Annotated in this window: 18 protein-coding genes; 12 read left to right on the forward strand and 6 right to left on the reverse strand. The window is 69.3% G+C overall.

Annotated elements, in window-relative coordinates; all coding sequences use genetic code 11:
* Position 1: 1 nt before the first annotated feature.
* The 4 genes from JK358_RS30535 to JK358_RS40490 all read left to right on the forward strand — a co-directional run bounded on the left by JK358_RS30535 (position 2) and on the right by JK358_RS40490 (position 6,661).
* A complete protein-coding gene (locus tag JK358_RS30535) occupies positions 2–1,684 on the forward strand; it encodes an Hsp70 family protein (protein WP_201954538.1) in 1,683 nt (560 codons plus the stop codon).
* A 33-nt stretch (positions 1,685–1,717) separates the two neighbouring features.
* The gene (locus JK358_RS30540; protein WP_201954540.1) at positions 1,718–4,270 is read left to right on the forward strand and encodes a SaeA-related protein; all 2,553 of its coding nucleotides are present in this window, start codon (positions 1,718–1,720) and stop codon (positions 4,268–4,270) included.
* A gap of 123 nt (positions 4,271–4,393) precedes the next feature.
* Positions 4,394–5,335: a metallophosphoesterase family protein gene (locus tag JK358_RS30545; protein ID WP_232852200.1), complete on the forward strand. Its 942-nt coding sequence runs from the start codon at positions 4,394–4,396 to the stop codon at positions 5,333–5,335.
* 114 nt (positions 5,336–5,449) lie between these two features.
* Positions 5,450–6,661, forward strand: a complete 1,212-nt coding sequence (locus JK358_RS40490) for an XdhC family protein (RefSeq protein WP_201954543.1) — start codon at positions 5,450–5,452, stop codon at positions 6,659–6,661.
* A 34-nt stretch (positions 6,662–6,695) separates the two neighbouring features.
* Here JK358_RS40490 and JK358_RS30555 read toward each other — a convergent pair whose 3' ends face one another.
* Genes JK358_RS30555 through JK358_RS30570 form a run of 4 tightly spaced genes read right to left on the reverse strand, consistent with a single transcriptional unit; the run spans position 6,696 to position 11,060 of the window.
* The gene (locus JK358_RS30555; RefSeq protein ID WP_201954546.1) at positions 6,696–7,208 is read right to left on the reverse strand and encodes a class I SAM-dependent methyltransferase; all 513 of its coding nucleotides are present in this window, start codon (positions 7,206–7,208) and stop codon (positions 6,696–6,698) included.
* 38 nt (positions 7,209–7,246) lie between these two features.
* Positions 7,247–9,508, reverse strand: a complete 2,262-nt coding sequence (locus JK358_RS30560; protein WP_201954548.1) for a xanthine dehydrogenase family protein molybdopterin-binding subunit — start codon at positions 9,506–9,508, stop codon at positions 7,247–7,249.
* Positions 9,505–10,515: an FAD binding domain-containing protein gene (locus JK358_RS30565; protein WP_201954550.1), complete on the reverse strand. Its 1,011-nt coding sequence runs from the start codon at positions 10,513–10,515 to the stop codon at positions 9,505–9,507. Before JK358_RS30565 ends, JK358_RS30560 begins: the two co-directional genes overlap by 4 nt.
* Positions 10,512–11,060 (reverse strand): (2Fe-2S)-binding protein, encoded by a 549-nt coding sequence (locus JK358_RS30570; protein ID WP_372440759.1) that lies wholly within the window; start codon positions 11,058–11,060, stop codon positions 10,512–10,514. The genes JK358_RS30565 and JK358_RS30570 overlap by 4 nt, the downstream gene beginning before the upstream one ends.
* Before the next feature lie 231 nt (positions 11,061–11,291).
* Between JK358_RS30570 and npt the strand changes: the two genes are divergently transcribed.
* The 3 genes from npt (at position 11,292) to JK358_RS30585 (ending at position 13,847) form a co-directional block, all read left to right on the forward strand.
* Entirely contained in the window at positions 11,292–11,966 is a 675-nt protein-coding gene (gene npt / locus JK358_RS30575; protein WP_232852202.1) for a 4'-phosphopantetheinyl transferase Npt, read from the forward strand.
* Entirely contained in the window at positions 11,966–12,901 is a 936-nt protein-coding gene (truB, locus tag JK358_RS30580) for a tRNA pseudouridine(55) synthase TruB (protein WP_201954553.1), read from the forward strand. Before npt ends, truB begins: the two co-directional genes overlap by 1 nt.
* Positions 12,902–13,034: 133 nt before the next feature.
* The gene (locus tag JK358_RS30585) at positions 13,035–13,847 is read left to right on the forward strand and encodes a hypothetical protein (protein WP_232852173.1); all 813 of its coding nucleotides are present in this window, start codon (positions 13,035–13,037) and stop codon (positions 13,845–13,847) included.
* Positions 13,848–13,887: 40 nt separating this feature from the next.
* Here JK358_RS30585 and JK358_RS30590 read toward each other — a convergent pair whose 3' ends face one another.
* A complete protein-coding gene (locus JK358_RS30590; RefSeq protein WP_201954555.1) occupies positions 13,888–15,357 on the reverse strand; it encodes an FAD/NAD(P)-binding protein in 1,470 nt (489 codons plus the stop codon).
* 155 nt (positions 15,358–15,512) lie between these two features.
* On the opposite strand from JK358_RS30590, the gene JK358_RS30595 reads away from it, so the two are divergent.
* A complete protein-coding gene (locus JK358_RS30595) occupies positions 15,513–16,634 on the forward strand; it encodes a helix-turn-helix domain-containing protein (protein WP_201954557.1) in 1,122 nt (373 codons plus the stop codon).
* Positions 16,635–16,639: 5 nt separating this feature from the next.
* Here the strand turns inward: JK358_RS30595 and JK358_RS30600 are convergent, their stop codons facing one another.
* Complete coding sequence (locus JK358_RS30600; RefSeq protein WP_307817813.1) at positions 16,640–17,386, reverse strand: metal-dependent transcriptional regulator; 747 nt, start codon at positions 17,384–17,386, stop codon at positions 16,640–16,642.
* Between the two features lie 206 nt (positions 17,387–17,592).
* On the opposite strand from JK358_RS30600, the gene JK358_RS30605 reads away from it, so the two are divergent.
* From JK358_RS30605 to JK358_RS30620, 4 genes are all read left to right on the forward strand, one after another.
* The gene (locus tag JK358_RS30605) at positions 17,593–18,543 is read left to right on the forward strand and encodes a bifunctional riboflavin kinase/FAD synthetase (protein ID WP_201954560.1); all 951 of its coding nucleotides are present in this window, start codon (positions 17,593–17,595) and stop codon (positions 18,541–18,543) included.
* Between the two features lie 95 nt (positions 18,544–18,638).
* Positions 18,639–18,908, forward strand: coding sequence for a 30S ribosomal protein S15 (gene rpsO / locus JK358_RS30610; RefSeq protein WP_181580904.1), 270 nt, complete (start codon positions 18,639–18,641; stop codon positions 18,906–18,908).
* 400 nt (positions 18,909–19,308) lie between these two features.
* Positions 19,309–21,567, forward strand: a complete 2,259-nt coding sequence (locus JK358_RS30615) for a polyribonucleotide nucleotidyltransferase (protein ID WP_201954562.1) — start codon at positions 19,309–19,311, stop codon at positions 21,565–21,567.
* Positions 21,568–21,749: 182 nt separating this feature from the next.
* On the forward strand, positions 21,750–23,066 hold the full coding sequence (locus tag JK358_RS30620) for a M16 family metallopeptidase (protein ID WP_372440760.1): 1,317 nt from the start codon (positions 21,750–21,752) through the stop codon (positions 23,064–23,066).
* Positions 23,067–23,208 lie beyond the last annotated feature (142 nt).

The following is a 23,208-nucleotide window of genomic DNA, read 5'->3' on the forward strand; positions in this document are numbered from 1 at the left end:
TATGGGGGTCTTCGGCATCGACCTGGGCACAACGAATTCGGCTATCGCGCGGATCGACGCGGACGGCCGCCCGGAAGTACTCGTGGGAATGAACGGCGAACCGACTATTCCGTCGGTGGTGCTGTTCGCGTCCGCGCACGATCATGTGGTGGGTGAGGGCGCCCGGCGGCAGTCGCGGCTGGATCCCGAGCACGTGTGTTCGCTGGTGAAACGCCGTATGGGTGATGCGGAGTGGCGGTTCGCGGCGCACGGGCAGCGGTGGTCGGCCCCCGCGGTCTCCTCCCTGATCTTGAAGAGCCTCGCCGCCGACGCCGAATTCGGTGGCGGCGGCACCGTCCAGCGGGTGGTCATCACGGTGCCCGCCTACTTCGGCGACGAAGAGCGCCGCGCCACCATCCAGGCCGGCACCTACGCCGGGTTCGATGTGGCGGGCGTGCTGTCCGAGCCGATCGCGGCCGCGCTGTCCTACGGTTTCGGGCGGCTCGACGGCAGCATCGAGATCGGCAAGGGCGGCGCACGGGAGACGGTGCTCGTCTACGACCTCGGCGGCGGCACCTTCGACGCCACCGTCATCGAACTGGCCGATCGCCGCATCTCCGTGCTCTCGGTCGAGGGCGATCACCAACTCGGCGGCGCGGATTGGGACGAGCGCATCGCACTGCACCTGTCCCAGCAGTTCTGCGCCGCCAATCCCGATGCCGAGGATCCGCTCGACGATTCGGCCGGTTCGCAGATGCTGGTGCTGGCCGCCGAACGCGCCAAGCGCGAGCTGAGCGACGCCGAGAGCACCGAGGTCGTGGTGGCCCACGACGGCGCTCGCGCGGTGATCACACTGACCCGCACCGAGATGGAGGCCATGACGGCCTCGCTCATGCGGCGCACCATCGATCTCGCCAAGGCATGTCTGACGGCGGCCGGGGCGCGCGGCGTGCACCGGGTGGATCGGCTGCTGCTGGTCGGCGGCTCCTCGCGGATGCCGATGGTGGCGCGCGAACTGCAGCGCGAACTCGGCCTCCTCGGTGAACTGCGCGATCCGGATCTGTCGGTGGCGCGCGGTGCGGCGCTCTACGGCGAGAAGCTCGAGATGGAGCGGCTGATCGTCGCCGATCTGGTGACCCGCGGCCGACTACGCGACGGCGCCGATCTGCGCGAAGCCGATCCGCGGGAACTGGAACAGTCGCTGGCCCGGGTGGCGGCCTCCTTCGGGCAGCCGGTGAGCCTGGTGCGCCGCATGCTCGAGATCCAGGTCGACACGGTGGTGTCGCGGGGCTTCGGTGTGCTGGCGCTGGACACCTACAACGGGCTGGCGGCGAGCTGGCTGGTGCACCGCAATCAGACCCTGCCGATCAAGGTGCGGCGGTCCTACGGCACGGTGCGCGCGGATCAGGATCAGATCGAGCTGACCATCGTCGAACAGCAGGGGCAGGCGGCCTCCACCCGGCCCGAGGATACGAAGGTCTTGGTGGAGGGGCGGATTCGCGATATCCCGCCCGGCTACGCGGCGGGCAGTGAGGTGCGGGTGACCTTCGAGATGGGTTTCGACGGTGTCCTGCACGTGACGGCCTTTCACGTGGACGCGAATATGCCGCTCACCCTGTCGGTGCAGACCGGGGCCACGCTGTCGCAGGCGGACGTGGCGCGCGAGCTGGACCAGTTGCAGCGCACCCGGCGCCGGCCCGCCTGACCCTTCGAGACGCCGAACCCGAGACGAAAAGCCATGCACGCCTTCGATCCCAACGACTATCGCAAGCGGGTGCTCGCCGCCGTGGAACGCCGCGGCGGCATCGAGACCTCGGATGCGTTCGAGCTGTACGACATTCCGCTGGAGGACGCCGAGCGGCTCACCGATGTGCAGGTGAAGGAGCGCATCGACGAGGTCTGGGGTTTCTGGCAGAAGCAGCGCGATCATCCGAAGTATCGGGTGCTGGTGGGGCTGCTCGTGGACGAGCACGACGAGCTGTCCGAGCCGCTGCTGCGCGCGGCCTCGCGGCGCGTGGAGGCCGATCGGGTGCGACAGCTTCGGGCGCGGCGGGATTCGGAACGCTACGAGATGCTCGACACCGCCATCGAGCGGCTCGTGGCGCGGTACGGCGGCGTGCCGACCGGCAAGATTCCGGGTCTCGAGGATATCGGCGGGATGAGCGGCCTGAACGCCGCGGAGATCCAGGCGCGCATCCGTCGGCACCGTCTCATCGACGAACCGTCGGCTCCGGCTCCGGCCCCCGCTCCCGGTCTGGATGCCGGTAGGCGGCAACAGATCCGGAAGCTGCTCGCCGAGTACGAGCGCCTGCTCCCCGGCGACCCGGTCCCGACCCTGCTGGTGCTGCTCGGCCTCGATTTCACGAAGGCGCACCAGACCGGCGAAATCCACCTGCGCGCCGAGGCTTTGCGCTCCCGCACCCGCGAACTCCCGCCCGGCCGCATCCGCGTGGTCCTCGACGAACTCCTCATCCACATCAGCGACCTCCTGGAATCCGGCGGCCCCCTGGTCGACGAGTACCTGCGCGCGATCGTCGACGACGTCACCGACCTGCTGCGTCCCCAGGTCCGCGCCGCCGTCCTGGTCGAAGATCACCTCGTCGCAGCCGATTTCGACTTCCTCGTCGGCGAGGCCATGACGGCCGGTCTCGACCACTCCACCGCCGAACAGGTCCTCATCGGCCTCACCGACGAACTCGGCACCACCGTCGAAGGCCGCGAACACCTCGCGGGTTCCGGTGCCCCCGTTCGTCTTCCGAGTTCGGCGGGCGCGGGATCCACCGGCCACGGCGGCACGGGCGGCTACCGCAGCGCCGCCGGATCCACGGGTCATGGCGGCTCCGGCGGGGCGACCGGTACCGTCGGCCGTGGCAGCGCGAGCACCGGCCACGGCGCGCCTTTCGGTGGCGGCACCGGAACATCCGGGGGCGCAACGGCTTCCCGTGCTTGGGAGGAACCGCTCAGGGCGGCCCGCGCCGCCCTGCGCGCCGGGCGGCCCCGCGAGGCCGACCAGCACGTGCAGGAGGCCAGGCGCAGACTCGGCGGCGACAGCACCGGCATGACCTCCCTTCGCCCGGTGGCGGACGAGGTGGACCGCGTGCTCCTCGAAGCCTCGCTGCGCTGGCGCAAAGCCGGGGTCGCCTACGCGGGTCGGCGCTACGTCGAAGCGCTGCAGCACCTGGAATACCTCGAGCACACCGCCTCCGACGTCCCCAACCCCGACCCCCGCGGCCCCGGCCTCGACCAGCTGGCCACCACGGCCCGCGCCGAACTCGCCAAGGCGGACCAACTCCTGGCCTCCGCCCCCGCGGCTCCGGCCGCCGCCCGAATGCGCGCTCTCCGAGCCATTTTCGACATCTGCGCCGACCACGCCGGGGCCACCGCCGCCCTCGCGGCCCTGCCCGTCGACGCCCCCGGCAAGGTCTCCGCCGCCCGCAAACCCGACGGCACCATCGTCATCTCCTGGAACCCGTCACCCACCGAAGATGCCGAATACCGCGTCACCCGCCTCCAGCCCGACGGCAGCTGGCGCGTGGTCGGCCGCACCCGGGGCACGGCCCTCGAGGACGGCGGCTCACCCACCGGCCCCGTCCCCACCTACGGCGTGGTCGCCTCCGTCTCCGGCCGCACCTCCGAAATGTCCCGCTCCGATCAGGCCCCACCCGCTCCGGCGGTCGTTCCCGCCTCGGGCGCGACGACCGCCACCGGGACACCCGTCACCGCCGATGGCACGGCCACCTCGCGAGGCACGGGCACCTCGGCACCTGCACCGTCGCCGTCGACCGGCCGCATCGACTACACCCGCCCACCGCGCCGCCGCGACACCACGGGAACTGGTTCCGGCCCGGGAGTCCCGCCCGTCGGGGGATCCGCTGCCGCCGGTGAGGCGGCGACCGGCGCGGGACGCTCCGCGCAGCCCGGCACCAGTCCTGCCCCCGGTCGTTCGGCATCGCCCACCGGAACCGCGTCAGGCGCGGCGACCGGCGATATGCCCGCGGTCGGGCAGCTGGCCGAGCAGGGTGGGCTGCTGGTTTTCGACTGGCCGGCGGGTGTCACCGAGGTGATGGTCTACGCGCGCGGCGACGCTCCGCCCGCCGCGCCGGGTGACCCGCAGGCGCGCGGGTGGAAGGTCACCAATACGCGCTATCAGATCGACGGCGGGGCGCGGGTGCTCGCGGATATCCCTCGTCCCTGTCATCTCGCGGTGGCGGCGTGCCGTCGTGAGCCTTCCGGAACCCTCACTGTCGCAGCCGCTTTCGGGCCGGATTCGCACATCCACTGGATCCACTGACACCGTCCCCGCCTCCCTGCCCGCATCGGCCGGGTGGGGGCGTGGGAATCTGGTGGGGGTCGGTGCTGTTGGTGCGTGGACCGGTCGTGAACAGAGAGGTGGAGCTGGGTGAATCCGAAACTGATGGCGGTGAGCGACATCCATGTCGGGCATCAGGGCAACAAACCCGTGGTGGAGGCCATTCGAGCGGATTCTCCGGAGGATTGGCTGATTCTGGCCGGGGACGTGGGGGAGAAGACCGAGGACATCCGGTGGGCGCTGCAGACCCTGCGGAGCCGATTCGCGAAGGTCATCTGGGTTCCCGGCAATCACGAGTTGTGGACTACCGCAAAGGATCCCGTGCAGATGCACGGCGCGGCACGCTACGACTACCTGGTCTCGATCTGCCGCGATCTGGATGTGGTGACGCCGGAGGATCCGTTCCCGGTCTGGACGGGTGCGGGCGCGGAGGAGCACGGCGGCGCGGTCACGCTCGCGCCGATGTTCCTGCTCTACGACTACTCATGGCTGCCGGAGGGGACGCTCACCAAGGCGCAGGGCCTGGCGTTGGCCCGCGAGCGCAATGTGGTGGCGACCGACGAATTCCTGCTCGGCTCCGAGCCGTACGCGACCCGCGATGCCTGGTGTCACGCCCGCGTGCAGTACACCAAGCGCCGCCTGGACGCCCTGCCCGCCGAGACCCCGCTGGTGCTGATCAACCACTGGCCGCTGCTGCGCAAGCCCACCGACATGCTGTGGTACCCCGAGTTCGCCCTCTGGTGCGGCACCGACCTCACCGAGGACTGGCACGTCACCTACAACACGGTGTGCTCGGTCTACGGCCACCTGCACATTCCGCGCACCACCCACTACGACGGCGTCCGCCACGAGGAAGTCTCCCTCGGCTACCCCCGCGAATGGCAGCGCCGCGGCCTCCCCGACAAACTGCTGCGCCAAATCCTGCCCACCCCCGACTACGGCGACACCCTCAACGCCTGGGGTGGCCACTTCAAGATCACCCCCGAAATGGAACAACTCGCCCAGCAGATGCGGCAGCAGGCCGAGAAGCGCCGGGGCCTGGCCTGACCCGCCGGATCGGGGAGCCCTGACGGCGGAGTCCAGCCCGGAATTCCGTCATCGCAGCTCCCGCACCCGCCGGGGTCCGTGCGTAGCGGACTGGACGGTGTGATGATCGAAGGTATGCGCGATGTGCTGCCTCGGCTGATCGACCTGGTCCGGGAGGGGCCGGTCGCACTCGCGCGCGTCGTCGGCGTCACCGGCTCGGGCCCGCGACAGGTCGGGGCGGCCATGATCGTCACCGGCACCGGCGAGGTGGTCGGATCGCTGTCCGGCGGCTGCGTCGAAGCGGCTGTCGCGGAATCGGCGGCGCACGTGATCGACGGCGGTGAGGCGGTACTCGAGCGCTTCGGCATCGCCGACCCCGACGGCATCGCGATCGGGCTCACCTGCGGCGGCGAGATGGAGGTCTTCCTCGAGCGGGTGGACGCGACGCGATTGCCGCTGCTGGAAGCACTGCGAAGCGATCTCGCCGAGGGCCGCGCGGTGGCCCTGGTCACCACCCTGGACGGTGCGCCCCAGTGGCGGCTGATCCGTCCACGGCTGGAGCGTCCGCGTTCCGGTGCGGAGCGAGCGCTGGATTCCTCCGATCACGGTGCCCGCCAGTCTGATTCGTTCGAGGCGAGCTCCGCCCGCCCCGTCGATGTCGCCGGTGGCAGGGACGGCGAGGACGGTGATGCCGTCGGGTCCGGCCCGAGGGACATCAGCCGGGACGCGCTCGGTCTGGCGCACGCGGGCCGGACCGGGACGGTCGGGTCGGAGGAGTGCGTTCCGACCGCGTTCCCGCCGCGCGCCTTCGTGCAGAGCTTCGGCCCGCCCGCGCGAATGATCCTCGCGGGCGCGAACGATTTCGTGCGGGCTCTGAGCAGGCTCGGCCGGCAGTTGGGCTACCGCGTCACGGTCGTCGACGCCCGCGAAACCTTCGCCACCGCGGCACGATTCCCCGCGGCGCACGACGTGGTGGTGGACTGGCCGCACCGCTACCTGCGGCGTGAACACGAGCGCGGCCGAATCGATTCGCGCACCGTCGTTCTGGTGCTCACCCACGACACCAAATTCGACGTGCCCATGCTCGCAACAGCTTTGGATATCGCGGACATCGCCTTCCTCGGAGCTCTGGGTTCCCGCCGCACTCACACCGACCGGGTAGCCCGGCTCGCCGCCGCCGGCGTCACCCCGGACCAACTGCGCCGGTTGCACAGCCCGGTGGGCCTGGACCTCAATGCCGTCACACCCGATGAAACGGCGGTTTCCATTGCGGCACAGATCATCGCGGAGGCCGGTGGCGCGTCCGGCCGCGCGCTGGCCGCCCTCGACGGCCCGATCCACCGCTGAACAGGGGCCTGCTCTGCTGGTGCGACAGCCGGGCTCACCTGTTCCGGAGGGCCGGCTCCGGACGCACCGCGTGGGCCAGGTGGGCGCGGAAATGCGGGCAGGTGCGAAAGTCGTCGGCTCGGCATTGGAGAGCGTCGTAGATCGCCAGCAGGCCCCCGGGGCTCAGGACCCGCCGGATATCGGTCGCGGCGGCGGCCACATCCGGCCATTCGTGCATGCTCAGGCTGGAGATCACCACATCGAAACTCGCGGCGGGGTAGGGGAGTCCGGTGACATCCCCGACCACGAGCTCGGCCCGCCGATCCAGGCGCCCGGCGGCGAGCGCGATCATGTGCGGTGACAGGTCGACCCCGTGCAGCCGCAGGTCCGGTCGGCGGTCGGCGAGGTGGGTCAGCAGTTTTCCGGGGCCGGTGCCGATATCGAGGACTGTCGCGCCCCGCGTTGCCGTCCGGTCGACGTCGGCCGTGATGTGGCGGTAGAGGCCCTTGAGCAGGCGGGTGGCGCGGCGGTCGTAGGAGCGGCTGGCCTGGAGGTCGAAGCTGGTCATGGCATCCCTTTCGTCCGGTGTGCCGCCAGCCTCCGGCTTCAGGTCGACCTGAAGTCAAGCAGGTGTTCGATGCGGACCGGGATCTCGCGGACGCGGACACCGGTGGCGTGGTGGATGGCGTTGATGACCGCGGCGGCGGCCCCGATCATGCCGAGTTCGCCGAGTCCCTTGACGCCCAGGGGATTCACGACATTGTCCTCGACCTCCACGAAGGAGATGTCCACCTCGGGTGCGTCGGCATTCACCGGCAGCAGGTATTCCAGCAGGGACGCGTTGGCCCAGCTGCCGTCACGCACATCCGGCAGCGTCGCCTCCATGAGCGCCTGGGACAGACCCCAGTTCATGCCGCCCAGCACCTGACTGCGCGCGAGTTTCGCATTGAGCACCCGTCCCGGCGCGAACGTGCCGACCATGCGCCGCACCCGGACCAGTCCGAGATCCGGATCGACGGCGACCTCGGCGAACTGCGCCCCGAAACTGATCTTTCCGAACGGGGTGTTCTGGTCCGGCGGATTCCAGGCGCCGATGGCCTCCATATCGATGAGGTGATGCCGGGTGAGAAGCGCCGAATACGTCTCCCCGACAGCGGGATTCGCGCGCACCCGCAGCCGCCCCTGATGCACCTCGAGTTCGGCGGCGATGCGGCCGTGCAGCGGCGACGCGCTGTCGCCGATCGCCAGCTCCATCACCTGCGCCAGCAGGTCACCGCACGCGGTGTGCACGGCGGCGCTGATCATGCCCGCTCCCATGGAGCCCACGGCGGCGGCGATATTCGGGTAGTCGGAATCGCCGATATCGACTCGGACACTGTCGAATTCGAGTCCCATCGCATCTCCGGCCACCTGCGCCATGGTGGTCGCGACGCCGGTCCCGAAGTCCTGGGTGCCGGCCTGCACCACCAGTGACCCGTCGGCCAGCAGGCGCGCATGGGCCCGCTGTGGCTGTCCGGGCGCGTAGACCGGATAGCCCGCCGTGCCCATACCCCAGCCGATGAGCCAGTCCCCGTCCCGGCGTGCTCCGGCCGCCCGCTGTTCGGCCGACCAGCCGAACCGTTCGGCGGCGGTGCGCACGCACTCCACGTATCCGTCCGAGCTCCAGGGATGTCCGCTCTCCGGATCGATGGCGGCGTGATTGCGCAGCCGCAGTTCCATCGGGTCGACGCCCAGTTCCTCGGCCAGTTCGTCGATGGCGCATTCGAGGGCGACCATGCCGGAGGCCTCACCCGGCCCGCGCATGAACGTCGGGGTCATGATGTTGCCGCTGACGAGCTGATACTGCCCGTCGTAGTGGGGGATGGCGTATGCCTGCCCGGCGACGCCGAGTGACAGTTCCGCCCAGTCGTCGAAAGGTGAAGTGACCGAGAGCTTGTGATGCCGCAGCCCGGTGAAGCCGCCGTCCGCGTCGCAGGTGAGGGTGACCCGCTGCTCCTGCTCCTCGCGCAACCCGGTGCCGTAGAACATCTGCTCGCGGTCGAGCACGAGCTTCACCGGCCGCCCGATCTCGCGCGCGATCATGGGTGCGAGCGTCACATGCGGCCACATCATGGCCTTCGCGCCGAATCCGCCTCCCACGTAATGGGATACGACGCGCACATGGCTGGGCGAGATGCCCAGGTAGGCGGCCACGGTCGCCTGGGTGGCATTTATGCCCTGGGTGGAATCGTAGATGGTGACGGTGTCGCCGTCCCACACCGCCGCGGTGGCCGAACATTCGATGGGATTGTGATGGTTGGCGGCGAAATGATAAGTGGCGTCGAAGGTATGGGCGGCCGACCGCGCGGCCGCCTCGAAATCGCCGCGGGTCTGCACGGCCGGAACCAGCCCGCAGAAGATCTTCTCCGGCTGGTACCGGGCGTCGCGGCCGTCGTCCAGCCGGATCAGCGGGTCCTTGTGCTTGTAGTCGGCGGTGACGAGTTCGGCGGCGTGCTGGGCGATTTCGAAGGTGTCCGCGAGCACGACGGCGATGGGCTGGCCGTAGTAGTGGATCTCGCCGTCCTGCATGGGGAAGAAGGTCTGCCCCGGCGCGGGCCCGCCGTACGCGGACGGGAACTGCGGTGGGATCGTGGCCACCTTCGGCAGGTTCTCGTGCGTGAACACCGCGAGCGCGCCCGCGTTCAGTGCGGCCCGGATATCGACGGATCGCACACTGCCGCACCCGATCCGAGCGCCCACGAGGACCGCGTGCACGACTCCGGGCAGGGGTATCTCGGCCGTGTAGTGCGCCGCGCCGGTCACCTTGGCGCGTCCGTCGACGCGATCGAAGCCGCGCCCGACCAGCGGACCGGACATGGTGGCGGTCATCGTGCACCTCCCAGCGGATTCACCGGTGGCCGAACGGCTTCCAGGGCCCGCACCAGGGTGCGCTGGGCCAGTTCGACTTTGAAGACGTTCATGGGATGCGAGGTGTCGGCCGCCTCGAGTTCGGCGGCCGCCGCCTTGGCGAAATTCGCCGGGGTGGCGGATTTCCCGAGCAGCAGGGATTCGGCGGTGCGCGCCCGCCACGGCTTGGTGGCGATGCCGCCCAACCCGATTCGCACGTCCACGACGGTGCCGTCGGCCACGTTCATGGCGACCGCGGCCGAGGTCAGCGCGAATTCGTAGGATTCGCGGTCCCGTACCTTGAGGTAGTGCGAGTTGCGCGCGAACGGCAACGGCGGCACGTCGATCCGGGTGATCAGCTCGTCCGCGGCGATCGGATGCTCCAGGTGCGGTGTGGTGCCCGGCAGCAGGAAGAAGTCGTCGAAGTCGATGGTCCGTTCGCCGCGCGGACCCCACACGGTGACCGTGGCGTCCAGTGCGACCAGCGGTATCGCCACATCGGAGGGATGGGTGGCGAAGCACATCGGGCTGGTGCCGAGAATCGCGTGCCCCCGGTGGATTCCGTCCATGGCCGCGCATCCGGCTCCGGGATCGCGTTTGTTGCACGCCCTTTCGGTCTCCCGGAAGTAGGCGCAGCGCACCTTCTGCATGAGGTTGCCGCCCATGGTCGCCATATTCCGCAGCTGCGCCGACGCGCCCTTCCACAGGGCCACCGACAGGAACGGATACCGTTCCCGCACACCGGCTTCCGCGGCGACCTCGCTCATCTTGGCCAGGGCGCCGATGCGCAGCCCGCCCGCGGCGGTGTGCTCGATGCCGCCGAGCGGCAGCCAGGTGATGTCGACGACATTGGCGGGTTCCATGGCCCCGATGCGGAGCATGTCCACGAGCGTGGTGCCGCCGGCCAGGAAAACCGTGTCCGGCCTGGAGGTTACGGTGCTGACCGCCTGTTCGAGCGAGGTGGGCCGGGCGTAGGCGAGAGGTTTCACGGCCGCTCTCCGTCCGCCTCGCGCATGGCGTCGCGTCCGTTGCGGACGGCCTCGCGGATGTTCTGGTAGGCGGCGCAGCGGCAGATGTTGCCGCTCATCCACTCCGCGGTCTCGGTGTCGGATTCCGCGTGTCCCTCGTCCACGCATTTGATGGCCGACATGATCTGCCCGGGTGTGCAGTACCCGCACTGGAATCCATCGGCTTCCAGGAACGCCTGCTGCATGGGGTGCAGCTGGTCCCCGTCGGCGACGCCCTCGATGGTGGTGATCTCGCGGCCCTCGGCGGCCATCGCCAGGGTGAGGCAGGCCAGCACCCGCCGGTTGTCCACCCATACCGTGCAGGCCCCGCAGCCGCCCTGGTCGCAGCCCTTCTTGGTGCCGGTGAGGTGCAGGTGCTCGCGCAGCGCGTCCAGCAGGCTGGTGCGTGGTTCGAGCACCGCGAAATGCTCGTGACCGTTGACGCGCAGGGTGGCCATGATGCGGGTGGGCCCGATGAATTCCGCGGGCGCGACCCCCGTCCGGCCGGTCGACGGCTCGACTGTCATATACGTCCTCCTGCCCGGTTCGACGCCGTGCGGCGTCGCGGAAAGTGCTGGATTACGTGCGAATACGAGCTGGCAACATCCTAGCAATCTGGGCCGGTGCGCGCAGCGCGAGCGACGATCCCGAATCCGGTTACGGCGGCGCGCACGCTAGGCTCGATGCGGCAGTTCGTGGCATTGAGCAGGAGGCGGGTCATCGAGGAGCGGGCGGTCGCGGCGACGGAGTCGGCGCGCTTGATCGGCAGGATTTTGCCCAGCGGAGTGGCGGCGGCCGAACTGCTGGCGTACCCGGAGGACTTGAAACCACACCCCGGCGAGGAGCACCTCATCACCAAGGCGGTGGAGAAGCGGCGCCGCGATTTCATCGGCGCGCGCTACTGCGCCCGGCAGGCCCTGGCCCAGCTGGGTGAGCCCGCGGTCGCCATCGGCAAGGCCGACGACGGCGCACCGGTCTGGCCGCGCGGTATCGTCGGCAGCCTGACCCACACCGAGGGCTACAAGGCCGCGGTGCTGGCCCACAAACTCCGCTTCCGATCGGTGGGCATCGACGCCGAACCGCACGCGGAACTGCCCGACGGCGTCCTCGACTCGGTCAGCCTGCCCGCGGAACGCGAGTGGCTGGCCGCGGCGCTGCCCGGCACCGGACTGCATCTGGACCGGCTGCTGTTCTGTGCCAAGGAGGCCACCTACAAGACCTGGCGTCCGCTCACCGGCCGGTGGCTCGGCTTCGAGGACGCGCACATCACCTTCACCGTCGACGAGGAATCCGGCGGCAGTGGCGGCGGCACCTTCCACAGCGAACTGCTGATCCCCGGCAACACCACCGACGGCGGCTCCCCGCTGAAATCCTTCGACGGCCGCTGGATCGTCGCCGACGGTCTCATTCTGACCGCGATCGTGGAGGCCTGATGAGCGAGAAGCGCACCCCCGTGGTCGACGCCCTCGGCGGACTGCTGATCGTCGACAAGGACGGCGGCTGGACCAGCCACGACGTGGTCGCCAAGAGCCGAAGGCTGTTGCGCACCAAGAAGATCGGGCACGCCGGCACCCTCGACCCGATGGCCACCGGCGTACTGGTGCTCGGCGTGGAGCGCGCCACCAAGATGCTCGGCCTGCTCACCCTGACCACCAAGGCGTACACCGCCACCATCCGGCTCGGGCAGTCCACCGTCACCGACGACGCCGAGGGCGAGGTGGTGGCCACCACCGCCGCCGGGCACGTCACCGACGCCGAGATCGCCTCCGGCGTAGCCGAATTGACCGGCGACATCCAGCAGGTCCCCGCCACCGTCAGCGCCATCAAGGTCAACGGTGAGCGCGCCTACGCGCGCGCCCGCGCCGGTGAGGACGTCCAGCTGGCCGCCCGCCCCGTCACCGTGAGCCGCTTCGATGTGCTGGCCCGCCGTGATGTCGACACCGGCACAGCGCAATTCGTGGACCTCGAGGTCGAGGTCGAATGCTCCTCGGGCACCTACATCCGCGCCCTGGCCCGCGACCTCGGCGAAAAGCTCGGTGTGGGAGGACATCTCACCGCGCTGCGGCGAACCCGGGTGGGGCCCTTCACGCTCGAGCACGCCCGCACCCTCGAGCAGCTGACCGCCGCCGCGGAGGCGGAGGAACCGCTGCTCAGCCTGGACATCGACCAGGCGGCGCGCACCGCGTTCCCGACCCGCGAGATCGACGACAAGCAGGCCGACGACCTCCGCAACGGCCGCTGGCTCGAACCCGTCGGCGTCAAAGGCGTGTACGCGGCGATGGATTCGGCCGGCCGGGCCATCGCCCTGCTCCAGGAGAGCGGTAAACGCGCCTCCTCGGTCATGGTGGTGCGGCCCTCGAACCTATGATCGACTCGCCGTCAACACCCCGGAACTGAGGCTACTCACCTGCGGTAATCCCTGTCCCCCCGCGCGCGATATATCGGAACAGGACAGCTCGAGGGAGGGCGGAGCGATGCGTGCGCGCAGGCTTCTACAGACAGTGGTGTTGATCGGTGCGACGGTGGTCGCGGCGGCGTGTGGTTCGGACGAATCACCGCCGGTGCGAGTCGAATCGGTGACGGTGACGACATCGGCGGGCACGCCGGGCGCGACGACGAACCCGCCCGCCGACACCGCACCGCCGGCGCAGACCCGGCCCGCCACGACGGTGACCACCACGAAGCCCGTGACCACCGTGAAGGAAACCACCAAGCCCCCGGCGAATCCGACGGGCCAGGGCACGGTGATCATCCGAACCCAGAGCCTGTCCGGGGTGGCCATCCCGTACGTGCCGGTGACCATCAGCCTGCACCGGCCCTGCGACCCCACCGGCAACGATCTGCCCGAGGGCACGCCGGAGATCCAGAGCTGGTCCGCGACAACCGATCTCGACGGTCGTGCCAGCTTCAGCGCCCCCGTCGGCTGCTACCGGCTGCGCATGACGGCCCCGCCCGGCACCAACCCGGTGCCCGAGGGCATGCACACCCTGTTCCTGCCCGCCGACGGGCAGACCGTGACCGGCCAGTTCCGCTTCCAGGATCCGGCTCCGGGCCCGATCTGCGCCTCCCAGACCATCGTTCACGATCTGAACGTGGACGCGTGGATGCGGGACGCCACCCCGACCGTCACCAACTGCGACGGCTACTGGGCGGTCATCGTCTGGGATGTCCCCGGCGACAGCCAGCGCATCGTCTCCCGCACGCCCAGCACCCCGTGGCAGACCTACGTCGGCTTCCCGCACGATGTCTGCTGGACCAAGGCGCGCGCGGACGGCGTCCCCGACTCCTTCGAGTCGTACTTCACGAAATGCTGAGGTAGCCGCGCGACCGCGCCTGCGTAACGGTGCCGCCGGACTAGGTCCGTTCGAGCAGCGTGTGCGCCAGCCGCGCGGCCGAGTGCGCCAGACCGGGCGGATTGGTGGCGATGAACATCGAATCGGCGGCCAGATTCCCCAGCACATGCCAGGCCGGATCGGGACTGTCACCGACCAGCAGCCGACGCGTCGCGGGATCGACCCGCAATCCGCCCGCCGGATCCAGTTCGGCCGCACCGGCGTTCAGCAGCGCGCTCACCAGCGGTTCGGCATCCTGCGGCGTGGTGTAGGCCGAGGGATTGACGGCATTGATCACCACACCCGCCGTCCACCGCGCGGCATCGGACACCGCGAATCCGCCGGCGGCGCGGGCCTCGATCTTCCTGAGCCCGGACCGCAGCCGCAGCTGCCCCGAATCCAGCAGGCGCAGAATGATTCTCGCGTTGTGCGGAACCATGGGCGAGCTCAGACTGTTGATGGTCCGGAAATGCTTGTCGCGCAACATCGCCCGCTCGCTCTCGGCGAGCAGCGGCCACGCCACCGGACCCGCGACGCGAATCGCCCTGGTGAGCAACCGAAGTCCACGATGTCCCGAATCGACGCCCTCGAGCTGGCGGCGCAGCCGCACCACCGGATCCTCGGCGGCGGTCGACAGGATCTCCTCGGCGAAACTGTCGAAATCGTCGCCGTATCGGGCCAGTTCGGCGCGCATCAGCGAAACGAGCGCCGCGAGACTCAGCTCTCCCCGCTCGCCCGCCGCCCGGATCACCGCCTCCGGCGTGAGCTCGGCGACCTCCAACGCCAGGGGCCGCTGCTGCACGAAAGGCAAAGTCCCGCCGCGAGACAGAAAGCTGACGGCCCCGCGGTGCCCCCGCGCCTCCAATGTCACCGCGATATCCACCGCCGTCAGCCCGCTCCCGATCACCGCCACATGCGCGTCCGCCGCAACCCCCGCCAGCGTGCGCGCCACCGGATACGGTTCCGCCACATACCCCGGCGTACCCGACAACCCGTAGTGATCGCGCGGCCGCCCACTCCCGACGCCCAGCACCACCCGGTCCACCGCCACCCGCGCACCGCTCCCGGCGTGCAGCACCACCCGATCGGCCTCGGTGGCGAATCCGGTGACATGCGCGTTCACCACACTCACCTGCCACCCGGCCCGCCGCAGCGCATCGACGGCCGCCCGCGCGGTCTCGGCCAGATACTCGCCGTAGTGCGCGCGAGGCAGCAGCGGCTGCCCGAGCCCGGGGTCGAGATACCGCTCGGCCCCGGCGCGCCCCCGCACCCACTCCTGGTAATGCCCCATATCCCCGGCTCGGACCGACATGAGCGGCGGTGGCGCGTTGACCCGCACCGTCTCCGCGTCCACCTGATAGGGCCGCCCGCGCCACACCGCCTCCGACCCGTCGAAAACCGTGACGGCGTGCGCGGATCCTTCCGCTCCGGTGGCCAGCGCATCCAGCAACCCGACCGCCGCCACCCCCGCACCGATGATCCCGATATGCATCGCCATTCCTTCCGCTCGACTGTGCTGCGTTGCCCAGCCTCACGGCCCACGCCCTCGGTTCCCATCCCGCGATCGGGGGAATTTCCGCCCCGCCCACCGGTTCCCCCTCATATGAGGGATGGCGCGGCACCCGCTCCGGCAGCAGGATCTGCCGCATGACCCCATCGCGCCACGCGGTCGCCGCGCTGCTCGACGACATCGACGCCGCGCCGGACGCACATGCGCTGTTCGCCACGACCTCCGAGCGGCTGCGGCGGATCGCCCCGTTCGACGCGGCGGTCTGGGTGGCCACGGACCCGGTCAACGGGCTGACCACCGCGCCGGTGCGGGTGGAGAATCTGCACGAGGGCGGGTGCGGAACCTATTGGGAGTCGGAGCTTCTCGCTGAGCATGTGAACCTGTTTCGTGATCTGGCGCGGGCACGGGTGCCGGTGGCGGGGTTGCGGGCGGTGACCGGTGGTGCGCCCGCCGTCAGTGCGCTGTACCGGAACTTCATGCGGCCCAGGGGTTTCGATGACGAGCTGCGGGCTGTTTTCCGTTCGGACGGTCAACCGTGGGGGCAGTTGAGCCTGTTTCGATCGGTCGGTCGTCCGGCGTTCGACGCGGCCGAGACGGCTCTGCTGCATACGCTTTCCGCGCCCCTCGCGCAGCGGCTGCGTTCGTTCGCGCAGCCGGGCGGACCGGTCTGCGAGCAGTCGCCGGTGGACGCGGTGGACGGTCCGGGCATGCTGCTGTTCGGTCCGGACGGTGCGCTGGTGTCGATCAACGCGGAGGCCAGGGAACTGCTCGCCCAGATGCCGCCGGGTCCGTCCACCGCGACTCCGCTGGGGATCGATCTGCCGTTGCCGGTCTGGATTCTCAGCACCGCGGGGCGGGCTCGGCTGACCGGCGGCAGCACCCGGATCCGGATTCGGGCGACCAGCGGCCGCTGGCTGGTGTGTCATGCGTCCTGCCTGCGCGATGCACAGGGTCAGCCCGGTTCGACAGCCATGGTGATCGAGCCCGCCACCCCGTCGGAGATCGCGGCGCTCGTCGTGGCGGCCTACGAATTGACCAGGCGGGAAATGGAAGTCGTGGAGTTGATCGCGCGCGGCCTGCCCACCGCCGACATCGCCGCCCGGCTCGTGGTGTCACCGCACACGGTCCGCGATCATGTGAAGTCGGTGTTCGACAAGGTCGGAGTGACCAGCCGGGGCGAACTGGTGGCCAGGCTGTTCACCGAATTCCAGGAGCCGCTCATGCCCCGCGGAACCGTGCGCGCCGAGTTCCCGGACTGACCTCGCTAGGCCGTCAGCCAGATCGCTTCGGCGGCAATGCTGCCCAGGTCGATGGTGCGGTCGTCGAGCCGAATCGCGATGGTGCCGGCGAAGTCTCGTCGCTCGGCCACCTCGATGAGGGTGTCCAGTGCGATGCCCAGCGAATCGAAGTACCGCAGCATGGCCGGGTCGGAGTCGGAAATCCTTGCGACTCTGCCGGATTCGCCGTCCTGGAAATCGCTGAGCTGCCGGGCCGGGGGAGTGGGCACCGCGCCGTCGGCCGAGGGGATCGGGTCGCCGTGCGGATCCCGGTCGGGGTGGCCGAGTTTGGCGTCGATGCGGGCCATGAGCGTCTCCGAGACGGCGTGCTCGAGCACTTCCGCCTCGTCGTGCACTTCGTCCCAGCCGTAGCCGAGTTCGTTGACGAGGAATGTCTCGATGAGCCGATGGCGGCGAACCATGGCGACGGCGGCGCGTCGGCCGTCCTCGGTGAGCGTGATGGCCCCGTAGCGGGCGTGTTCGACCAGACCCTGGTCGGCGAGCTTGCGGACGGCCTCGGACACCGTGGAGGCGGATACGCCTATCTTCTCCGCGAGCAGCTTGGTCGACACCTTTTCCTGTGACCACTCCTGCGCGGTCCAGATCACCTTCAGATAGTCCTGCGCGACCGACGACAACTCGTGCGCGACGGTGGCGGTGGCTCCGTTGGGTGCGGAAGGGGCGGACGGATCGGCCAGCTCGCGGCGCGTGGCGATGTCTCGTTTTCCGGGCACGTAACCGAGCTTAGGCACACCTGGTCTGGTTTCCCACATCGGCGCGCGAGCTGGTACATGAACAGCTGGAGCGGCCCGTAGGGCCTCGATTGAGGGTGGCGGTGGGAGACGGGTGGGCGTGAACACAAGGTGACGTGCGCGCTACACGGCAGAAAGATCCTTACACCGAAATATTGTCTGTGACGCGCTTTGCGTAGGCTTCCGGTGTGCAGAGATGGCGAAGTCTCGATGAGATGCCCGCGGAGTGGGGCCGGTGCGTGCTCACGATCGGGGTGTTCGACGGCGTGCACCGAGGTCACGCCCAGCTCATCAGTCGTGCGGTGAAATCCGCTGCGGTGCGGGGCGTTCCGTCGGTGCTCATGACTTTCGACCCGCACCCCCTCGAGGTGGTGCGGCCGGGCTCGCATCCGGCGCAGCTGTCGACGCTCACCCGGCGCGCGGAACTGGCCGAGGAACTCGGCATCGACGTGTTCGTGGTGATGCCGTTCACCCAAGAATTCATGAAGCTGACGCCCGAGCAGTACGTGCAGGAGCTGCTGGTGAACCGGCTGCACGTGAGCGAGGTCGTGGTGGGTGACAACTTCACCTTCGGCGCGAAGGCCGCGGGCACCGTCGACACCATGCGCGAGCTGGGCCGCAAGTACGGCTTCGAGGTGGACGGGGTGCAGCTGCTCGGCGAGCACGCGGTCACCTTCTCCTCCACCTACATCCGCGCCTGCCTGAACTCCGGCGACATCACCGCCGCCGCGGAGGCGCTGGGCCGGCCGCATCGCCTCGAGGGCGTGGTCGTGCACGGTGACGGCCGCGGCAAGGGCCTCGGCTTCCCGACCGCCAACGTGGCCCCGACCATGCACGCCGCGGTTCCGGCCGACGGCGTCTACGCGGGCTGGTTCACCGTCCTCGACGACCCGGACTTCGAACCGCGCATGGCCGCCATCTCCGTGGGCACCAACCCCACCTTCGAGGACGGCCGCCGCCGCACCGTCGAACCGCATCTGCTGGACTTCGACGGCGACCTCTACGGCAAGAAGGTCGCCGTGGATTTCGTCGAGCAGCTGCGCGGGATGCGCAAGTTCGATTCGATCGAGGAGCTGGTGGAAGCCATCGGCCATGACGTCGACGAGGCCCGGAAAGTCCTCACCTCGCAGGACGTGTAAACTGGCCCGTCGGGTTTGCTGCGGTTCGCGGCGGCGCCCATCCGGGATCTCTCCCGGACCCCCAGTGAGCGCGGACTGAAACAAGGAGATTATCTGTGGCTCTGACCACCGAGCAGAAGAAGGCCATCCTCGCCGAGTACGGCGTGCACGAGAAGGACACCGGTTCCCCGGAGGCCCAGATCGCGCTGCTGTCGAAGCGGATCGCCGACATCACCGAGCACCTCAAGAAGCACAAGCACGACCACCACACCCGCCACGGTCTGATGGCGCTGATCGGTCGTCGCAAGCGGCTCTCGAAGTACCTGCAGAACACGGACATCGAGCGCTACCGTTCGCTGATCGAGCGTCTCGGCCTGCGTCGCTGATTTTTTTGCGACACATCACAGCTGCCATAGGTAGTTGACGAACCGGTCAACGGGGAGGCATAGAATCTCCTCGTTGGCCATTCGTGCATTCAGCGACAACCGCCGTATGCACGACAACACGAAGCCGTATGCACCCGTCGCGTGGCGTCGGTCTTCGGTAGTGGCTTTTCGGCAGGCGCGCAAAGAGGGAAACGCAAGCGCAGCCGGAGGGCTTCGATCGATGACCGCCTCCGCGTCGCCTGCTCTTTGGAATGGATACCGTCAAGGGGATGAGGCTCGGGTGTGCCCGCAACAGCCACGAGGGCTGCCGCGCGCCCATGCCGGGTACGGCTGACCTGCCGGATCGCGCAGCAACGACATGCGCTGGATCCGGCGAAGACGAGAGGTTGAGAAAAGAAAAATGACAGACACTGTGACCAGTTCCGCCGCCGAGGTCGAGCCCGGCGTCTTCGAGTCCGTAGCCCTGATCGACAACGGCAGCTTCGGCACTCGCACCATCCGCTTCGAGACCGGCCGCCTGGCCAAGCAGGCCGCGGGTTCCGTGGTCGCCTACCTCGACGACGAGACCATGCTGCTGTCGGCCACCACGGCCTCCAAGCAGCCCAAGGATCAGTTCGACTTCTTCCCGCTGACGGTGGACGTCGAGGAGCGCATGTACGCCGCGGGCCGCATCCCCGGCTCGTTCTTCCGTCGTGAGGGCCGTCCCTCCACCGACGCCATCCTGACCTGCCGCCTGATCGACCGGCCGCTGCGTCCCTCCTTCGTGGACGGCCTGCGCAACGAGATCCAGGTCGTCGTGACCGTCATGTCGCTGGATCCCAAGGATCTGTACGACGTGGTCGCCATCAACGCCGCCTCGGCGTCGACCCAGCTCGCGGGCCTGCCCTTCTCGGGTCCGGTCGGCGGCGTGCGCGTCGCCCTGATCGGTGACCAGTGGGTCGCGTTCCCGACCGTCGAGCAGCTGGAAGGCGCCGTGTTCGACATGGTCGTCGCCGGCCGCGTGGTCGAGGGCGACGTCGCCATCATGATGGTCGAGGCCGAGGCCACCGACAATGTGCTCGCGCTGATCGCCGACGGCGGCACCGCGCCGACCGAAGCCGTTGTGGCGCAGGGCCTCGAGGCCGCCAAGCCGTTCATCGCGCGGCTGTGCAAGGCGCAGGCCGACCTGGCCGCGCTGGCCGCCAAGGAGACGGGCGAGTTCCCGGTCTTCCTGCCGTACCAGTCCGATGTGTTCGAGGCCGTGCTCGGCACCGCCAAGGCGGAGCTGAACGAGGCGCTGTCCATCGCGGGCAAGCACGAGCGCGAGGATCGCATCGACGAGATCAAGCTCGATGTGCTCTCCAGCCTGGCCGAGACCTTCGAGGGTCGCGAGAAGGAGATCGGCGCGGCGTTCCGCTCGGTCACCAAGAAGCTGGTGCGCCAGCGCATCCTGACCGACGGCTTCCGCATCGACGGCCGCGGCCTGGCGGATATCCGTTCGCTGTCGGCCGAGGTCGCGGTCATCCCGCGGGCCCACGGTTCGGCGCTGTTCGAGCGTGGCGAGACCCAGATCATGGGCGTCACCACCCTCGACATGGTGAAGATGGCGCAGCAGGTCGACTCGCTCGGCCCGGAGACCTCCAAGCGCTACATGCACCACTACAACTTCCCGCCGTACTCCACCGGTGAGACCGGTCGCGTGGGTTCGCCCAAGCGCCGCGAGATCGGCCACGGCGCGCTCGCCGAGCGTGCGCTCATGCCGGTGCTGCCCTCGCAGGAGGAGTTCCCCTACGCCATCCGTCAGGTGTCGGAAGCGCTGGGCTCCAACGGCTCCACCTCGATGGGCTCGGTCTGTGCCTCGACCCTGTCGCTGCTGAACGCCGGTGTGCCGCTGAAGGCTCCGGTCGCCGGTATCGCCATGGGCCTGGTGTCGGACACCGTGAAGAACGACAAGGGTGAGGACGAGGTCCGCTACGTGGCCCTCACCGACATCCTGGGCGCCGAGGATGCCTTCGGCGACATGGACTTCAAGGTGGCCGGTACGCCCGAGTTCGTCACCGCCCTGCAGCTGGACACCAAACTGGACGGCATCCCGTCGCAGGTGCTGGCCGGTGCGCTGAACCAGGCCAAGGACGCTCGCCTCACCATCCTGGATGTCATGGCCGAGGCCATCGCCACCCCGGACGAGATGAGCCCCTACGCTCCGCGCGTCACCGCCATCAAGATCCCGGTCGACAAGATCGGTGAGGTGATCGGACCCAAGGGCAAGGTCATCAACCAGATCACCGAGGACACCGGCGCCAACATCTCCATCGAGGATGACGGCACCGTGTTCGTCGGCGCGACCGACGGCCCGTCGGCGCAGGCGGCGATCGACGCGATCAACGCCATCGCGAACCCGCAGCTGCCGAAGGTCGGCGAGCGCTTCCTGGGCACGGTCGTGAAGACCACCGCCTTCGGCGCGTTCGTCTCGCTGCTGCCGGGTCGCGACGGTCTGGTGCACATCTCCAAGCTGGGCAACGGCAAGCGGGTCGCCAAGGTCGAGGACGTGGTGAACGTCGGCGACAAGATCCGTGTCGAGATCGCCGATATCGACAACCGCGGCAAGATCTCGCTGGTGCCGATCGACGAGGATTCGGACAACAACGCCGAGGCCGCCGTGGCGGCCGACGCGGAGTAATCCTCACGCTCTGACACGCGGTGGCCCCCTGCGCCCAATCGGCGCAGGGGGCCACCGATTGTCGTACTGCGGGAGTACGGTTCAACCACTAGTACTCATTCTGTTGCGCCACCCGGCTCGGGCGGCGAGGATCTCCACGCACGAAAAAGGACACTCCACTGTCGGGTAAGGCTCCCTCCCTGGTGATCACGAAAACCGAAGCGCTGCCGGCCGATGCCGGTGTGCGGCGGACCGTTCTGCCCGGTGGGCTACGCGTCGTCACCGAGCACGTGCCGGGCGTGCGCTCGGCCTCCATCGGCGTGTGGGTCGGAGTCGGCTCACGCGACGAGGGCCCGACGGTCGCCGGTGCGGCGCACTTCCTCGAGCATCTGCTGTTCAAGGCCACGCCCACGCGCTCGGCCCTGGATATCGCCGAGGCCATGGATTCGGTGGGCGGTGAACTGAACGCGTTCACCGCCAAGGAGCAGACCTGCTACTACGCGCACGTCATCGACGAGGATCTGCCGCTCGCGGTGGATCTGGTCTCCGATGTGGTGCTGCGCGGCCTGTGCCGCGCCGAGGACGTCTCGGTGGAACGTCAGGTGGTGCTGGAGGAGATCTCCATGCGCGACGACGATCCCGAGGACACCGTCGGCGATATGTTCCTCACCGCGATGTTCGGCGACCATCCGGTGGGCCGGCCGGTGATCGGCAGTATCGAGACCATCGAAGCCATGCAGGCGCATCAGCTGCGCTCCTTCCATCAGCGCCGCTACCGGCCCGATCGCATGGTGGTCGCGGTGGCGGGCAATATCGAGCACGAGCACACGGTGGAACTCGTGCACCGCGCTTTCGCCCCGCATCTGGAAGCCGGTCGCGAGCCCGCGCCCCGCCGCGAGGGCAAGTTCCGCCCGCGCGGCAATCCCGAACTGCTGCGCATGTACCGCGACAGCGAACAGGCGCACCTGGTCTTCGGCACCCGCGCCTTCGGCCGTCACGAGGGCGAGAAGCGCTGGCCCCTCTCGGTATTGAACACGGTGCTCGGCGGCGGCCTGAGTTCCCGCCTGTTCCAGCGCATCCGCGAGGAACGCGGTCTCGCCTACTCGGTCTACTCCAGCGTCGACACCTTCGCCGACACCGGCGCCTTCTCCGTCTACCTGGGTTGCCAGCCCGAAAACCTCGGCAAGGTGGCCACTCTCGCGCGCACCGTCCTCGAGGAGGTAGCGGCCAACGGCATCTCCGACGCCGAATGCGCCCGCGCCAAAGGCTCCCTGCGCGGCGGCCTGGTCCTCGGCCTCGAGGATTCCGGCTCGCGCATGAACCGCATCGGCCGCAGCGAACTCAGCTACGGCAACCATCGCAGCGTCTCCGAAACCCTCGCGCGCATAGACGAAGTCACCACCGACGAGGTCTCGGCCATCGCCCGCACTCTGCTGTCGCGCCCCTTCGGCGCGGCCGTGGCGGGCCCCTACCGCCGCACCCGCGACCTCCCCGCGGTGGTCCGCAACCTGGTCGTCTGACCTGCACGGGCCCGGATCTTCCGGGCCCGGCGGGTCGTGCGTTGTCCCGGCGGGCCCGGCCCGGACGCGAAATTCTTTGCGCGATAGGTGGACTTGCCGTCGCGGGTCGGCAACTGGTCGGCTAGTCTCGCCCGGAACCGTT

Source organism: Nocardia acididurans (assembly GCF_016741815.1).
Taxonomy (GTDB): domain Bacteria; phylum Actinomycetota; class Actinomycetes; order Mycobacteriales; family Mycobacteriaceae; genus Nocardia; species Nocardia acididurans.

Coding starts and splice junctions, on each gene's coding strand:
- JK358_RS30535 (WP_201954538.1), top strand. CDS start 2: ATGGGGGTCTTCGGCATCGACCTGGGCACAACGAATTCGGCTATCGCG.
- JK358_RS30540 (WP_201954540.1), top strand. CDS start 1,718: ATGCACGCCTTCGATCCCAACGACTATCGCAAGCGGGTGCTCGCCGCC.
- JK358_RS30545 (WP_232852200.1), top strand. CDS start 4,394: ATGGCGGTGAGCGACATCCATGTCGGGCATCAGGGCAACAAACCCGTG.
- JK358_RS40490 (WP_201954543.1), top strand. CDS start 5,450: ATGCGCGATGTGCTGCCTCGGCTGATCGACCTGGTCCGGGAGGGGCCG.
- JK358_RS30555 (WP_201954546.1), bottom strand. CDS start 7,208: ATGACCAGCTTCGACCTCCAGGCCAGCCGCTCCTACGACCGCCGCGCC.
- JK358_RS30560 (WP_201954548.1), bottom strand. CDS start 9,508: ATGACCGCCACCATGTCCGGTCCGCTGGTCGGGCGCGGCTTCGATCGC.
- JK358_RS30570 (WP_372440759.1), bottom strand. CDS start 11,060: ATGACAGTCGAGCCGTCGACCGGCCGGACGGGGGTCGCGCCCGCGGAA.
- truB (WP_201954553.1), top strand. CDS start 11,966: ATGAGCGAGAAGCGCACCCCCGTGGTCGACGCCCTCGGCGGACTGCTG.
- JK358_RS30590 (WP_201954555.1), bottom strand. CDS start 15,357: ATGCATATCGGGATCATCGGTGCGGGGGTGGCGGCGGTCGGGTTGCTG.
- JK358_RS30595 (WP_201954557.1), top strand. CDS start 15,513: ATGACCCCATCGCGCCACGCGGTCGCCGCGCTGCTCGACGACATCGAC.
- JK358_RS30615 (WP_201954562.1), top strand. CDS start 19,309: ATGACAGACACTGTGACCAGTTCCGCCGCCGAGGTCGAGCCCGGCGTC.